Raw genomic sequence first — 13448 nt, 5'->3', positions numbered from 1 at the left:
CGCGATGGCTGCGGCGCCTGTCCCGGAACGGCGGATCCCCGCGGGTGCGGAGTAGCGATGCTTCTTAGACGCGACGCTTCTTCGGCGGACGGACGCCGTTGTGCGGAATCGGCGTGACGTCGCGGATCGAGGTGATCTGGAAGCCGATCGACTGCAGAGCGCGCAGCGCCGACTCACGCCCCGAACCCGGACCCTTCACCTCGACCTCGAGGGTCTTCATGCCGTGCTCCTGGGCCTTGCGGCCCGCGTCCTCGGCGGCGACCTGGGCGGCGTAGGGGGTCGACTTGCGCGAACCCTTGAAGCCCATCGTGCCCGACGACGACCAGGCAATGGTGTTGCCCTGCGCGTCGGTGATGGTGATCATCGTGTTGTTGAAGGAGGCGTTCACGTGCGCGACGCCGGCGGTGATGTTCTTGCGCTCGCGACGACGAAGACGCTGCGAAGCGGCTGAGGGCTTGGCCATGGTCCGTGCGTCCTCTTACTTCTTCTTGCCGGCGATCGGCTTGGCCGGACCCTTGCGGGTGCGGGCGTTCGTGTGGGTGCGCTGGCCGCGGACCGGCAGGCCCTTGCGGTGACGCAGGCCACGGTAGCAGGCCATGTCCATCAGACGCTTGATGTTCATGGCGACCGAACGGCGCAGGTCGCCCTCGACGCGGTAGTCGGCGTCGATGGTCTCGCGGATCTTGAGGATCTCGTCGTCCGTGAGCTGGTTCACACGGCGCTCCGCCGGGATCTCCAGCTTCGTGCAGATTTCCTTGGCCTTGAAGGGGCCGATGCCATGAATGTAGGTCAACGCAATCTCCACGCGCTTCTGCGCGGGGATGTTGACGCCAGCGATACGCGCCACGCCTGCTCTCCTCGATATCTCAACGGCAGCCCTCATGGGCCGCCTACACACCGATTGATCCCCGATCCGGATGCCAGAGGCCCGAAGGCCCGAGGCGGCTCCCGGATACGGGACGCACAATGTCTCCCGCCAGGCCCGGTAGGCCGCGAGAGGGTGCGACTATAGAAAAAGCCGGAAATCTGTCAAGGCCGTTCTGCGGCGTTACCGTGCTTTTCCCGGTGCCTGTCCATTGTGGGGAGGATGGCCGCGGTTGACAAGCCGGACGGCAGCTCTTGAGATGAACGGCCCGCCCCGAACGGAACAACCCGAACGGCGCACATCAGAAGGCAGACCCATGACCCGCAAAGTCATCCCCTTCCGGCGCTTCCGCCTGACCAAGATCGTCGCCACGCTGGGGCCGGCCACCGCGACGCCGGAGATGATCCGCGCGCTGTTCGAGGCGGGCGTGGACGTCTTCCGCCTGAACTTCAGCCACGGCACGCACGAAGACCACGGCCAGCGCCTCGCCACGCTGCGCGCGCTGGAGGCGGAACTCGACCACCCCATCGCGGTGATGGCCGACCTGCAGGGGCCGAAACTGCGGCTGGGCACCTTCGCCGATGGCCCGGTCACCGTCGAGCCGGGGCACCGCATCCGCCTCGACCTCTCCACCGAGCCGGGCGACGCGACCCGCGTCGGCCTGCCCCACCCGGAAATCTTCGCCGCCCTGGAGCCGGAGGCGGAGCTGCTGGTGGATGATGGGAAGGTCCGCCTGCGCGTCGTCGGCTGCAGCCCCGACCACGCCGACTGCGTCGTGCTGTCCGGCAGCCGCCTGTCCGACCGCAAGGGCGTGAACGTGCCGGGCGTCGTCCTGCCGCTGACGCCGCTGACGCCGAAGGACCACGAGGATCTCGCCTTCGCGCTCGACCAGGGAGTGGACTGGGTGGCCCTGTCCTTCGTGCAGCGGCCCGAGGACGTGGCCGAGGCACGCAAGCTGGTCGCCGGGCGAGCCGCCCTGTTGTCGAAGATGGAGAAGCCGCAGGCCATCCAGCATCTGGAGCGCATCGTCGAGCTGTCGGACGGCGTCATGGTCGCCCGCGGCGACCTCGGCGTCGAGATGCCGGCGGAGGACGTGCCGAGCATCCAGAAGCGCATCATCCGCGAATCGCGCAAGGCCGGCAAGCCGGTGATCGTCGCCACGCAGATGCTCGAGTCGATGATCGGCTCCCCCGCCCCGACCCGCGCCGAGGCGTCGGACGTCGCCACCGCGGTCTATGACGGGGCGGACGCCGTGATGCTCTCGGCCGAGACGGCGGCGGGCACCTACCCCATCGAGGCGGTGTCGATGATGGACCGCATCGCCCGCCGGGTCGAACAGGACCCGCTCTACCGCACCATCACCGACGCCCAGCATCCCGACCCGCAGCAGACCTCCACCGACGCCGTCACCGCGGCGGCGCGTCAGGTCGCCCACACCATCCAGGCCGCGGCCATCGTCACCTACACCACCAGCGGCTCGACCACCCTGCGCGCCGCCCGTGAACGGCCGGAGGTGCCGATCATGTGCCTGACCTCCAGCCTGGAGACGGCGCGGCGGCTCCAGCTCGCCTACGGGGTGCACAGCGTGCATTCCGCCGACGTCGCCGACTTCAACGAGATGGTTCAGAAGGCCGCCCGCTGCGCCTACGAGGACGGGCTGGCGGTGGAGGGGCAGCGGCTGGTCATCACCGCCGGCGTGCCCTTCGGCACCCCCGGCAACACCAACATCCTGCGCATCGCCTGGGTGGACGCCCAGTAACGAGTCGCCCGACGAGGCTCCGCGGCGCCGTCAGGCCGGGGCACGGTCCGCCGGCGCGACGCGGGGGAAGCGCAGGGTGAAGGCGGTGCCGCGGCCCGGCGCGCTGTCCAGCGCGATGCGGCCCCTCAGCTTGCGGGTGACGATGTTGTAGACGATGTTCAGCCCCAGCCCGCTGCCCCCCGTGCCGCGGCTGGTGGTGAAGAAGGGTTCGAACACCTTGCCCTGCAGTTCGGCCGGGATGCCCCGTCCGTCGTCGGCGTAGATCAGCTCCACCTCGTCAGCGCCCACCCCACGCGCGGAGACGCGCAGCAGGCCGTGCTGCCCCGCGGCGTAGCCGTGGATGATCGAGTTCATCACCAGGTTGGTCAACACCTGGCTGAGCGCCCCCGGATAGCCGTCGATCAGCAGGTCCGCCGGGCAATCCACCTCCACGCCGTGGGCCGCCCGCTTGATGCGGACGCCCAGGCTGCGCAGGACCTCGTCGATGTAGTCGCGCAGGTCGAAGACGCGGCGCTCCTCGCTCGCCTGATCCACGGCGATCTGCTTGAAGCTCTGGATGAGCTGGGCGGCGCGGTCGATGTTCAGCAGCATCAGCTGCGCCGCCTCCCCCGCCATCTCAAGGAAGTCGGCGAAATCGGGCCGGCGCAGCGTTCCCGCCTCGAAATCGCGCCGGATGAGGCGGGTGCGCTCCGCCACCAGCGAGGCGCCGGTCAGGGCGATGCCGATGGGCGTGTTGATCTCGTGCGCCACTCCCGCCACCAGGGATCCCAGCGCCGCCATCTTCTCGGACTGGATCAGATGGGCCTGGGCCTCCTTCAGGTCGCGGAGCGCGCGTTCGGCCTCCTCCCGCGCGGCGTGGACGCGCTCCTCCGCGTGGACCCGGTCCGACACGTCGGTGTGCGAACCGACGATGCGGAAGAGCGCTCCGTCCGGACCGAGGACGCGGATGGCCCGGGTCAGCATATGGACCACGGTCCCGCGCTTGTGGCGGAAGCGCTGGACGAACTGGCACTCGTTCACCACCCCGTTGACGAGATCGCGGGCCATATGCATCGACAACTCGCGGTCCTCGGGCAGGATCAGCTCGGTCCAGCGGGCGGCGGTGTTGACCATCTCGCTCTCGCCGTAGCCGAGCATTCCCCACCAGTAGGGCGACAGCCACAGTTGCCCCGTGCGCAGGTCCCATTGCGAAATGCCTTCGCGCGCCGCCCGGATGGCCAGCTCGAACAGCTCCCGGCTGGCAATGATCTCCCGCTCGGCGTTCCGCCGCTCGGTCACGTCGGTGTAGGTGACGACGAATCCGCCGTCCGGCAGGGGCCGGATCAGGCATTCCAGAACCTGCCCGTCGGACCGGGTGCATTCCCAGGCCCGATCGTCCGGAGCGGGCCGGACGGGAAGCGGCACGCCGAGGGCCGCGGACGCGCCGGCCCCGGCCCCTTCCATGGGCTGATCGTCGGGCACGGCGGCGGGGCACACGCTCCCCGGCCCGAAGGCCAGCCCCTGCGCGACCCGCCGGGCAATAGCGGCGTAGGGTGTGTGGTAGCCGAGGGCTTCCGGTTCCAGCCCCAGCAGTTCCGTGACGCGTCCGTTCCAGGCGACCAGGCGCAGCGCCCGGTCGAACGCCATCACGCCCTGGCCCAGCCCGTTGAGAACCGCCCGGGTCTGGTCCCACTGGGCTTCGAGCGCCTGTTCGGTGCGCTTGCGGGCGGAGATGTCGCTGATGCAGGCCAGCATGGCGCTCTCGCCACGGAAGCGGAAGCGCCGGGCGGACACCATCGCCCAGAGGTCGCTGCCGTCGGGCCGGCACAGCCGCGTCTCGAAACCGTCCACACTGCCGGCCCCGTCGCGCAGGGCGGTGAGCAGCCGCTCCCGCTCCGCCGGGTCGGTGTAGTAATCGCTGGCGAAGCTGCGCCCCACCACCGCGTCGAGCGGCACACCGAACAGCAGGCCGGCGGGCTGGTTGACCGCCATCACCAGTCCGTCGGACAGCCGCGTCACCACCAGGGGAACGGCGATGGCCTGCATGATCGCCCGCTCCGCCTCGCCGGCCCGGTCGCCCAGCAGGTCCTCCAGACCGATGAACCCGGTCTCGTCCGGCGGGACCGCCAGGGCGCCGTCATCGGCAAGGGTCAGCACCAGCTCGCCACCCTCGCCTTCCGCCGGGATCAGCGTCGGACGCCCGCCGCCGGGCGACGCCGCGAGCGCCACTGGCCGGCCGGCGCGCAGCCGATCCGCCGCCGACGCCGCGTCCCCACAGGCCGGATGCGCGGCCAAAAGGGCATCGAGGCGGTCACCTGGACAACCGCCCAGCGACGCCCGGAACACGGCGTTGGCCCAGATCAGGCGCCCGTCGGCATCGAAGCGGGCAAGCCCGGCAGCGGCCATCCGCGAACACTCCCCTTCATTCCCCAAGACAGCCCTGCGAGTCCCCAAGACGACGCCCACCGCGCGAGACGGGTTGGGCATTCCGCGTCGATCCGCTGCGAATTCACGCAAAATGAATCTACACCAGATCACCGCACCTGCACCATGGCGCCTCCCGCAATCCTGTATGCGCACCCATGTTCTAGCCTCCGCCGCCCCCTCGCCTGGAAGGACTGCCCGCCGCATGCCCGAAATCGCCGCCTACGGCGGGCTGTTCCTGACCGCGTTCCTCGCCGCGACCATCTTCCCGGCGCAATCGGAAATCCTGCTGGTCGGCATGCACGCCTCCGGCAACTACGATCATCTGGCGCTTCTGCTGTTCGCCACGGCGGGCAACGTGCTGGGATCGGTCGTCAATTGGGCGCTCGGCCGCTACCTGATGCATTTCCAGGACCGCCGCTGGTTTCCGGTTCCCGCCACGATGGTCGCGCGGGCCACCCGCTGGTACCAGCGCTTCGGCGTGTGGTCGCTGCTGCTCGCCTGGATGCCCGTGATCGGCGATCCGCTGACGCTGGTGGCCGGCATCCTGCGGGTGGACATCCGGATTTTCCTGCTGCTGGTCACGGCGGGCAAAGCCGCCCGCTACGCGGCGCTGGTCCTGGCCCTGTGAGCGTCCTACATTCACCCCATGGATGACCAGACCGCCCCTCCGGAGGACGACCCCATCTGCGCCTCGCCCCTGCGGCGCCGGATGTGGCTGGCGCTGGGCTACGCCGCGGTCGGGCTTGGCATCGCCGGCACGGTGCTGCCGCTCCTGCCGACCACCCCGTTCTTGCTGCTGGCCGCCGGGGCTTTCGCCAAGAGCAGCCCGGCGCTCCGCGACCGGCTGTACCGCGACCCGCGCTTCGGCCCGCTGCTGCGCGACTGGCAGTCCGAAGGGGCGATCCCCCGCAAGGCCAAGGCGGCGGCGCTGATCGGCATGGGGGTGAGCTGGGCGATCGTCGCGCTGACCGCCAGCCGCCCGCTGGTCCCCATCCTGGCCGGAACCTGCATGGCGGCGGTGGCCGCGTACATCGTCACCCGCCCCTCGCCGTCCCGCCCGGAGCCGCAGGACGCGGCGCCCGACGCCGTGGCCGCGGAGGGCGGAAACGTTTCCGCATTGCGAAACGAAGCTTGAGCCAATCGGCCGATGGACGTATTACAGCCGGTAATCCCGGCCGGTCACCAGCGCCGCTGAAAAATCCTTATAATTTCTAGGGGTTTTTCGAATCCGTTCACGTCTTGATCCCGATCAAGAGGCGATCGGGTCCTGTCCGCTATTGTCCGGTCTTGCGTCCCTATCCGGAGCCAAGGCAGACGATATGCCCGACGGAAGCGCTGTCACGCCGGCGAAAATCCAGTTCTTCGAAAGCCAGAAGAAAATCCACCCGAAGGCCGTCTCCGGACGCTATCGGCGGTGGAAAACCATCCTGACCTGGATGCTTCTGGCGGTCTTCTTCATCGCCCCCTGGATTCGCTGGGAACGCGGCCCCGACGCGCCGGCCCAGGCGGTGCTGTTCGACCTGACGACGCCGCGCTTCTTCATCTTCTGGATCGAAATCTGGCCGCAGGAGATCTACTACCTGACCGGCGTCCTGATCGTGGCGGCGCTGGGGCTGTTCCTGGCGACGGCGCTGGCCGGGCGCGTGTGGTGCGGCTTCACCTGCCCGCAGACGGTGTGGACCGACCTGTTCGTCTGGATCGAGCGCGCCTTCGAAGGCGACCGGGCGGAACGCATCCGCCTGGACAAGGCCCCCTGGAGCGCGAAGAAGGTCCTGCGCAAGGCCGGGAAGCACGCCGGCTGGCTGGCTCTGTCCGTCGTCACCGGCTTCGGCTTCGTCGCCTTCTTCACCGACGCGCCGCGGCTCGCCGTCGATCTGCTGACCTTCAACGCGTCCTACGAGGCGGCGGGCTTCTTCGCGCTGTTCGCGGGCATGACCTACGTCATGGCCGGCTGGACCCGCGAGCAGATGTGCTACTACATGTGCCCGTGGCCGCGCATCCAGACCGCGATGCTCGATGAGCACAGCCTCGTCGTCACCTACGACACGCTGCGCGGCGACACCCGCGGCCCGAAGCGCAAGTCGCAGAGCTGGGACGAGCGCCGGACCAAGGGCTTCGGCGACTGCATCGACTGCGGCCAGTGCGTGCAGGTCTGCCCGGTCGGGGTCGACATCCGCACCGGCGAGCAGGCGGACTGCATCAATTGCGGCCTGTGCGCCGACGCCTGCGACAACATCATGGTGTCGCAGGAGCTGCCGAAGGGCCTGATCCGCTTCGACAGCCTGGCCGCCCAGGACACCCGCGCCCAGGGCAAGCCCTACCAGTGGCGGCTGATCCGCCCGCGCACCATCGTCTACGGCCTGCTGATGCTGGTGATCACCGGCGCCATGGCCTGGAGCTACGCGCTGCGGCCGCGGCTGGACATCGCCGTGCAGCGCGACCGCGCCCCACTGTTCGTCACGCTGCAGGACGGCACCATCCGCAACGCCTACACCTTCAAGGTGTCCAACAAGACCCGCCAGGACCGCTCCTACACGCTGGCCGCCGCCGGCATCACCGGCGCCGAGGTGAAGGTGGTGGGCGAGCGCGACGAGGACAGCGGCAGCGCGGTCAGCCACATCTCCGCCTCGCCGGACAGCGTGGCGACCTACCGCGTCTACGTCACGGTGCCGCGTGAGTCGGTGCCGGACGCCTCCACCCCGGTCACCTTCCAGCTGACCGACACCAACAACGGCGACCGGGACAGCTACAAGAGCGTGTTCCTGGCGCCGGGCAGCAAGTAAGCCTGCCGCACGCACCGCAAGGACCGCCGCCCATGACCTCCGCACAGCCCGCCCGCATCGGCATCGTCACCGTGTCCGACCGCGCCAGCCAGGGCATCTACGAGGACAAGGGCGGCCCGGCCATCCGGGAGGAACTGGAGCGCATCGTCGCCTCCCCCTGGGAGCCGGTGGCCCGGGTCATCCCCGACGACCGCGAGGGCATCGCCGCCACCCTGATCGAGCTGGCCGACCGGGAACGTTGCGACCTGATCGTGACCACCGGCGGCACCGGTCCCGCCCCGCGCGACGTGACGCCGGAGGCGACGGAGCAGGTCTGCGAAAAGATGATGCCCGGCTTCGGGGAGCTGATGCGCTCGGTCAGCCTGACCGTGGTGCCCACCGCCATCCTGTCGCGCCAGACCGCGGGAATCCGCGGCTCCAGCCTGATCGTGAACCTTCCGGGCAAGCCTTCCGCCATTCACGACTGCCTGATGGCGGTCTTCCCGGCAATTCCGTACTGCCTCGATCTGATCGGCGCGGCGCGCATCGACACTGACCCATTGGTCTGCAAGGCATTCCGCCCGAAGTCCTGAGCTTTCGCCTATACCCTTTTTGCGCGTGCGGAGAGGAATACCATACGCATGGCCATGTTGCCTTGCGGGAACCCGTGCTCACCTTTTTCGTTCGAGGGGAGCGGGGTCCCCGATCAAGGTGAGCCAGCCATGCTGTTCGATTTCGAGCCTTCGGGCATCAACGACACCTATCTGCGCCTGACCCGGCGCGGTGTTTCCTGCATCGTCGCTCCGGCCGGGGCGTGGAACGGGTTGCTTCGGGTCAACTACATCGTCGCCGGGTCGCCCGGCGGCGCCGATCCGCACATGATCTACCGCTGCCTGGACATCGGGTGGGACGACGGGCGCTTCTGCTGGAAGGGGCGCGCCGCGCCGGTGATGACAACGTCCGCCATGGTGGACATCCTGCAGGAACGCGGGCTCGTCACCAGCGGCGAGGCCGAACGGCTGCTGTTCGGCATCAACAGCCCGGCGTCGGGCGGCTCCTCGGACGAGGCGTTGATCGCCCGCGCCATGCTTCTGGGCTGCACCTTCTCGCCGATCTACGAGGACGCGCCGCTGAGCAGCGGCCCGCCGCGCGTGGGCGGTTTCGCCCTGCGCACCCTGGCCGATCCCGGCGCTTTCGTGCTGACCGCCCGAGACGGCCTGCCCGTGCTGGACGCGCCCGCCCGCGACGCGCTGAAGCGCCTGATGGCCGAGAACGGCATCACGGTCTGACCTCGGCTTTTTCTCCGACGCGCCAGATTTTTGTTTGGAGGGTTTCTGTTTGACGGCGGTCAAAGAAGGGTGACCGCCCCCGGCGCAGTGTGACGGCATGACCGATGCCTCCAACGCGCGGGGAACGCCATGACCAGTTCCGTTGCCGACCAGCCCGACCGACCGCCGGTCCCCCTGATCTTCGCCTATGGGTTCCGGCCCTTCTTCCTGCTCTCGGGCCTTGCCGCACCCGTCCTGCTCGCGGCCTGGATCGCCGTGCTGGCGACCGGGTCCTGGCCGGACGGCGCCGTCCCGGCGGCCTCCTGGCACGCGCACGAGATGCTGTTCGCCTTCGTGGTCGCCGCGGTGGCCGGTTTCCTGCTTACCGCAGTGCCGAGTTGGACGGGCACCAAGGCGCTGTCCGGCCTGCCGCTCGCCGGCCTGACGGCGCTGTGGCTGGCCGGGCGGGTGGCGCTGCTGCCCGTCCTCGGCGTGCCCCTGCCGGTTGCGGCCATCCTCGACCTCGCCTTTCTGCCGGCGCTCGGCGTGGCGCTGGCCGGGCCGCTGGTGGCGGCGGGCAAGATCCGCAACACCGCCTTCCTCGCCCTGCTGGGCCTGCTGACCGCCGCCAACCTGCTGTTCCATCTCGACTGGCTGGGCGTGCTGCCGGGCGGCACCGCGCTGGGTGAGACGCTGGCCATCGGCGTCGTGCTGATGATGATCGCGGTGATCGGCGGGCGCATCGTCCCGGCCTTCACCCGCAACGCCCTGCGGTTGCGCGGGCTGGACGGCACCGTCGTCTCCCGGCCCTGGGTGGAGAAGGTGACGCTCGTCTCGACCCTGCTGATGATCCCCGCCGATCTCGCCCTGCCGGGCACCGCCGTCGCCGGTCTGCTGGCGCTCGTCGCGGCGCTCGCCCACGCCCTGCGGTTGGGCGGTTGGCAGCCGGCGAAGACACTCGACCAGCCGATCCTGTGGGTGCTGCACCTCGGCTACGCCTGGGTGCCGGCGGCGCTGGCGCTGAAGGCCGCGCATCTGCTGGGAGCGGGCGTGGAAAGCTCCGCCTGGGTCCATGCCCTGACCGCGGGGGCCTTCGCCACGATGATCCTGGCGGTGATGACGCGGGCCACACTCGGCCACACCGGGCGGATGCTGGTGGTGACCCGCCCGACCGTGGCCGGCTACATCCTGCTGACCGCCGCAGCATTGCTGCGGGTCCTGGCGCCCGAGCTGCCGGGCGGCCTCTACTGGACCGCCCTGGAGGGCGCCGGTGCGGCCTGGATCGCGGCCTTCGCCTGCTACCTGTACGTCTACGCGCCCATCCTGCTCGCGCCGCGGGCCGACGGCCGGCCCGGCTGAGGCCCACCGGGCTGAGAGAGCCCCATGGCGCGTGGGCTGCGTTTCCCGATGAGGCTGGTAGCGAAGCGGCGCTGGAGGTCTTCCGGATCACGGAAGATCTCCGCGCAGCCGGCCTTGCGCAGATCCTGTTCGGCAAAGCCGCCGCACAGCACGCCGACCACGGTCAGACCGGCGCGTCCCGCGGCCTTGGCGTCCCAGGGGCTGTCGCCGACCACCACAGCCTCCTCCGCCGGCAGGCCAAGCCGCTTCAACGCCGCCTCGAAAATGTCCGGATGCGGTTTCGACCGCTCGGCGTCGTCGGAGGAGGTCTCCACGTCCACCAAATCCTCGATCTCCGCCGCGCGCTTGTATCGCTCCAGCTCGTCCCCCTTGGCGGAGGAGGCGAGCGCGATGCGCAGCCCCTCGGCGTGGAGATGCTGGAACAGGCCGCGCACCCGGCGGAAGCCGCGGACCTTCGGCATGTATTTGCGGGCGAACAGCTCGTGCCGGAAATGGTCCAGCTCGTCCTCGATGCGGTCCAGGTCCTCCTCCGGCACGAAGACCGGCATCAACTGGTCGCCGCCCTTGCCGATCTGGGAACGCACCGCGTCGAACTCCGCGTGGTAGCCGAAATGCCGGATCGCCTCCACCCAGGCGTGGGCGTGCAGGTCCACCGAGTTCGACCAGGGTGCCGTCCACGTCGAAAATGACGGCCTTCAGAACGCCGCTCATCGCCGCCTCCTCACCATGCTTCACGCGAGTTTTTCGGGGTATTCCTTCTCGAACAGGTGGCGCCGCCCGGCGTTCCTCGGGCCGGTGTGCAGTGCGATAGAATTTGTCACATGGACCCGTCATAGCTGTGATCCGTTCACCCCTTACACAGATTGGGAAGAACGGACATGCCCAAGACGTTGAAGAGCTACGCCGCCCTCATCGGTCGCGCCCGTCACGCCGTCCAGCGCTTCAGCCGCCGCCGCGCCCGCCGCGTCCCGATGGAACATCTCGACCTCGGCCTGTTCCAGAGCGACATCCGGCTGTAGCGCCTTCATAAGGATAGGAGCCCACCAACCGGAGGTGCTCCCTTTCACGCCACGCGATCGCGCTCCGCAATAGGACTCCTCCTCCGTCCTAGGCGGGCAAGCTGAATGTTTCCGCCGGAACCGGCGCGCTATCGTCGCGTGGTCCATTCAGCGGAGCGCCAGCCCCCATGACCGCCACGTTTGAGTCCGCCAGCTTCGAGACCGCCAGTTTCGAGGAACGGTATTTCTCCGGCGCCGCCCTCTATGGCGACGACTTCGATGCGGCCCGTATCGCCGGCTGGTACGGCGTCGCGGCGCGGAACCCGGAGGAGGAATTTGCGCGCACGGCGCCGGAGCGGCCCGGCTACCGCTACGAATACCACGCGCTGAACCACCGCCATGCCTTCCGCTTTCTGGCCGGACGGCGGTTTCGGCAGGCGCTGGCCTTCGGCTGCGCCGCGGGGGACGACGTGGCGCCGATCGCCGGGCAGGTGGACCGCTTCCTGGCCGTCGAGCCCATCGAGCGTTTCTGGCGGACCGACATCGCCGGCACCCCCGCCGAGTACCGCCGTCCGACGCTGGGCGGGCGCATCGACTGCGCGGACGGGGCGAACGACCTGACCGTCTGCCTGCACACGCTGCACCACATCCCCAACGCCGGAGCCCTGCTCGCCGAGTTCGCCCGCGTCACCGCCCCCGGCGGCCTGTTCATTCTGCGCGAACCGATCAGCACCATGGGCGACTGGCGCCAGCCCCGCCGCGGCCTGACCGCCAACGAGCGCGGCTTCCCCGTGGCGTGGCTGGAGGAGCGCTTCGCCCGGCTGGGCTTCATGGTGCAGCAGCGCCGCTTCTGCTCCTTCCCGCTGACCGAGCGGCTGGGGCCGCTGCTTGGCGTCCCCCTGCCCTACGGCAACCCGCTGCTGGTGCGGCTGGACGAGGCGGCCTGCGCGCTGACGCGGTGGAACATCGCCTACCACCGCGACTCGCTGCGCCGGAAGTTCGCCCCCGGCGCCGCCTATTACGTGTTGGAGCGCACTACGACGACGCCAGCGCGTCCGTGAAGGTCGCCGCCTCGACGTTGCCGCCACTCAGCACCACCACGACGGTGCGGCCCGCCGCCGGCAGCTTGCCGGTCAGCACGGCGGCCAGCCCGACCGCCCCGCCCGGCTCGACCACCAGCTTCAGCACGGTGAAGGCGTAGGCCATGGCGGCCTTCACCTCGGCGTCGGTGACGGCGAGGCTGCCGGACAGCAGGCCCTTCATCACCGGGAAGGTCAGGGCGCCCGGCGTCGGGGTCAGCAGCGCGTCGCAGATGGAGCGTTGCCCGGCGGTGTTCTCAACCCGCTCCCCGGCGGCCAGCGAGCGCGCCACGTCGTCGAAGCCCGCCGGCTCCGCCGCCCACAGGCGGGTGTCGGGGAAGTTGTGGCGGACCGCCGTGGCGACGCCGGACATAAGCCCGCCGCCGCTGCACGGCGCGATCACGTCGTCGGGAACCGCGCCGATGGCCTGCGCCTGCGCGGCGATCTCCAGGCCGACCGTGCCCTGCCCGGCCATGATGTGCGGGTCGTCGTAGGGCGGCACGGTCGTCGCCCCCCGCTCCGCCGCAATGGCCGTGGCGATGGCTTCGCGGCTCTCGGTCCAGCGGTCGTAGAGCACCACCTCGGCGCCGTAGCCGCGGGTGTTGGCGATCTTCAGGGCCGGCGCGTCGCTGGGCATGACGATGACCGCGGGCATGCCCAGCAGCGCCGCCGCCGCCGCGACGCCCTGGGCGTGGTTGCCCGACGACCAGGCGACCACCCCGCCCCGGCGCTCCGCCGGCGTCAGTTGGGACAGCCGGTTGAAAGCGCCGCGGAACTTGAAGGAGCCGCTGCGCTGCAGGACCTCCGGCTTCAGCAGGACGCGACCGCCAACCCGCTCGTTCAGCAGGGCGTTCTCCAGCAGCGGCGTGCGCACGGCGACGCCGTCCAGCCGCGCCGCGGCTTCCACGATGTCCTGGTGGCCGATGGCGAAGGAATTCGACGCGGGCATGGC

The 13448-nt window shown here is 69.9% G+C and carries 14 protein-coding genes; 9 read left to right on the top strand and 5 right to left on the bottom strand.

All coding sequences use genetic code 11. The features are described 5' to 3' along the window. Window positions 1–64: 64 nt before the first annotated feature. Window positions 65–463, bottom strand: a complete 399-nt coding sequence (rpsK, locus tag ACWPN5_RS05895) for a 30S ribosomal protein S11 (RefSeq protein ID WP_012974490.1) — start codon at window positions 461–463, stop codon at window positions 65–67. 15 nt (window positions 464–478) lie between these two features. Next, complete coding sequence (gene rpsM, locus ACWPN5_RS05890; RefSeq protein WP_014240054.1) at window positions 479–847, bottom strand: 30S ribosomal protein S13; 369 nt, start codon at window positions 845–847, stop codon at window positions 479–481. A 334-nt stretch (window positions 848–1181) separates the two neighbouring features. On the opposite strand from rpsM, the gene pyk reads away from it, so the two are divergent. Beyond that, window positions 1182–2624, top strand: coding sequence for a pyruvate kinase (gene pyk, locus ACWPN5_RS05885; protein ID WP_200478385.1), 1443 nt, complete (start codon window positions 1182–1184; stop codon window positions 2622–2624). A 30-nt stretch (window positions 2625–2654) separates the two neighbouring features. Here the strand turns inward: pyk and ACWPN5_RS05880 are convergent, their stop codons facing one another. Next, on the bottom strand, window positions 2655–5009 hold the full coding sequence (locus tag ACWPN5_RS05880; RefSeq protein WP_492294778.1) for a PAS domain-containing sensor histidine kinase: 2355 nt from the start codon (window positions 5007–5009) through the stop codon (window positions 2655–2657). 223 nt (window positions 5010–5232) lie between these two features. On the opposite strand from ACWPN5_RS05880, the gene ACWPN5_RS05875 reads away from it, so the two are divergent. The 6 genes from ACWPN5_RS05875 to ACWPN5_RS05850 all read left to right on the top strand — a co-directional run bounded on the left by ACWPN5_RS05875 (window position 5233) and on the right by ACWPN5_RS05850 (window position 10419). Further along, complete coding sequence (locus ACWPN5_RS05875; protein ID WP_145684691.1) at window positions 5233–5658, top strand: YqaA family protein; 426 nt, start codon at window positions 5233–5235, stop codon at window positions 5656–5658. Window positions 5659–5676: 18 nt separating this feature from the next. Further along, a complete protein-coding gene (locus tag ACWPN5_RS05870; protein WP_492294776.1) occupies window positions 5677–6165 on the top strand; it encodes a YbaN family protein in 489 nt (162 codons plus the stop codon). A 184-nt stretch (window positions 6166–6349) separates the two neighbouring features. Then, complete coding sequence (gene ccoG / locus ACWPN5_RS05865; RefSeq protein WP_492294774.1) at window positions 6350–7813, top strand: cytochrome c oxidase accessory protein CcoG; 1464 nt, start codon at window positions 6350–6352, stop codon at window positions 7811–7813. Window positions 7814–7845: 32 nt separating this feature from the next. Further along, window positions 7846–8385 carry a molybdopterin adenylyltransferase gene (gene mog, locus ACWPN5_RS05860; protein WP_492294772.1) on the top strand — a complete coding sequence of 180 codons (540 nt, stop codon included), beginning with the start codon at window positions 7846–7848 and terminating at the stop codon, window positions 8383–8385. 129 nt (window positions 8386–8514) lie between these two features. Next, a complete protein-coding gene (locus ACWPN5_RS05855) occupies window positions 8515–9081 on the top strand; it encodes a hypothetical protein (protein WP_038528507.1) in 567 nt (188 codons plus the stop codon). Window positions 9082–9210: 129 nt separating this feature from the next. Then, complete coding sequence (locus tag ACWPN5_RS05850) at window positions 9211–10419, top strand: NnrS family protein (RefSeq protein WP_492294770.1); 1209 nt, start codon at window positions 9211–9213, stop codon at window positions 10417–10419. Here the strand turns inward: ACWPN5_RS05850 and ACWPN5_RS05845 are convergent. Beyond that, the gene (locus ACWPN5_RS05845) at window positions 10371–11072 is read right to left on the bottom strand and encodes an HAD family hydrolase (protein WP_492294768.1); all 702 of its coding nucleotides are present in this window, start codon (window positions 11070–11072) and stop codon (window positions 10371–10373) included. The two genes, ACWPN5_RS05850 and ACWPN5_RS05845, sit on opposite strands and share 49 nt — an antisense overlap. 225 nt (window positions 11073–11297) lie before the next feature. Between ACWPN5_RS05845 and ACWPN5_RS05840 the strand changes: the two genes are divergently transcribed. Then, window positions 11298–11438, top strand: a complete 141-nt coding sequence (locus tag ACWPN5_RS05840; protein ID WP_160174807.1) for a hypothetical protein — start codon at window positions 11298–11300, stop codon at window positions 11436–11438. Window positions 11439–11605: 167 nt separating this feature from the next. Beyond that, window positions 11606–12478 (top strand): class I SAM-dependent methyltransferase, encoded by an 873-nt coding sequence (locus ACWPN5_RS05835; protein WP_492294766.1) that lies wholly within the window; start codon window positions 11606–11608, stop codon window positions 12476–12478. Here the strand turns inward: ACWPN5_RS05835 and ACWPN5_RS05830 are convergent. Then, the gene (locus ACWPN5_RS05830; RefSeq protein WP_492294764.1) at window positions 12453–13445 is read right to left on the bottom strand and encodes a threonine/serine dehydratase family protein; all 993 of its coding nucleotides are present in this window, start codon (window positions 13443–13445) and stop codon (window positions 12453–12455) included. The genes ACWPN5_RS05835 and ACWPN5_RS05830 overlap by 26 nt on opposite strands. Between the last annotated feature and the right edge of the window lie 3 nt (window positions 13446–13448).

The organism is Azospirillum sp. UENF 211521, from assembly GCF_058780535.1.
Note: the sequence above shows the minus strand (reverse complement) of the source record. Positions and strands in the feature narration are given on the sequence as shown.

Bases quoted from the DNA above. Each gene is read 5' to 3' on its own strand.
- rpsK (WP_012974490.1), bottom strand. From the start codon at position 463: ATGGCCAAGCCCTCAGCCGCTTCGCAGCGTCTTCGTCGTCGCGAGCGC.
- pyk (WP_200478385.1), top strand. From the start codon at position 1,182: ATGACCCGCAAAGTCATCCCCTTCCGGCGCTTCCGCCTGACCAAGATC.
- ACWPN5_RS05880 (WP_492294778.1), bottom strand. From the start codon at position 5,009: ATGGCCGCTGCCGGGCTTGCCCGCTTCGATGCCGACGGGCGCCTGATC.
- ACWPN5_RS05875 (WP_145684691.1), top strand. From the start codon at position 5,233: ATGCCCGAAATCGCCGCCTACGGCGGGCTGTTCCTGACCGCGTTCCTC.
- ACWPN5_RS05870 (WP_492294776.1), top strand. From the start codon at position 5,677: ATGGATGACCAGACCGCCCCTCCGGAGGACGACCCCATCTGCGCCTCG.
- ccoG (WP_492294774.1), top strand. From the start codon at position 6,350: ATGCCCGACGGAAGCGCTGTCACGCCGGCGAAAATCCAGTTCTTCGAA.
- mog (WP_492294772.1), top strand. From the start codon at position 7,846: ATGACCTCCGCACAGCCCGCCCGCATCGGCATCGTCACCGTGTCCGAC.
- ACWPN5_RS05855 (WP_038528507.1), top strand. From the start codon at position 8,515: ATGCTGTTCGATTTCGAGCCTTCGGGCATCAACGACACCTATCTGCGC.
- ACWPN5_RS05850 (WP_492294770.1), top strand. From the start codon at position 9,211: ATGACCAGTTCCGTTGCCGACCAGCCCGACCGACCGCCGGTCCCCCTG.
- ACWPN5_RS05840 (WP_160174807.1), top strand. From the start codon at position 11,298: ATGCCCAAGACGTTGAAGAGCTACGCCGCCCTCATCGGTCGCGCCCGT.
- ACWPN5_RS05835 (WP_492294766.1), top strand. From the start codon at position 11,606: ATGACCGCCACGTTTGAGTCCGCCAGCTTCGAGACCGCCAGTTTCGAG.
- ACWPN5_RS05830 (WP_492294764.1), bottom strand. From the start codon at position 13,445: ATGCCCGCGTCGAATTCCTTCGCCATCGGCCACCAGGACATCGTGGAA.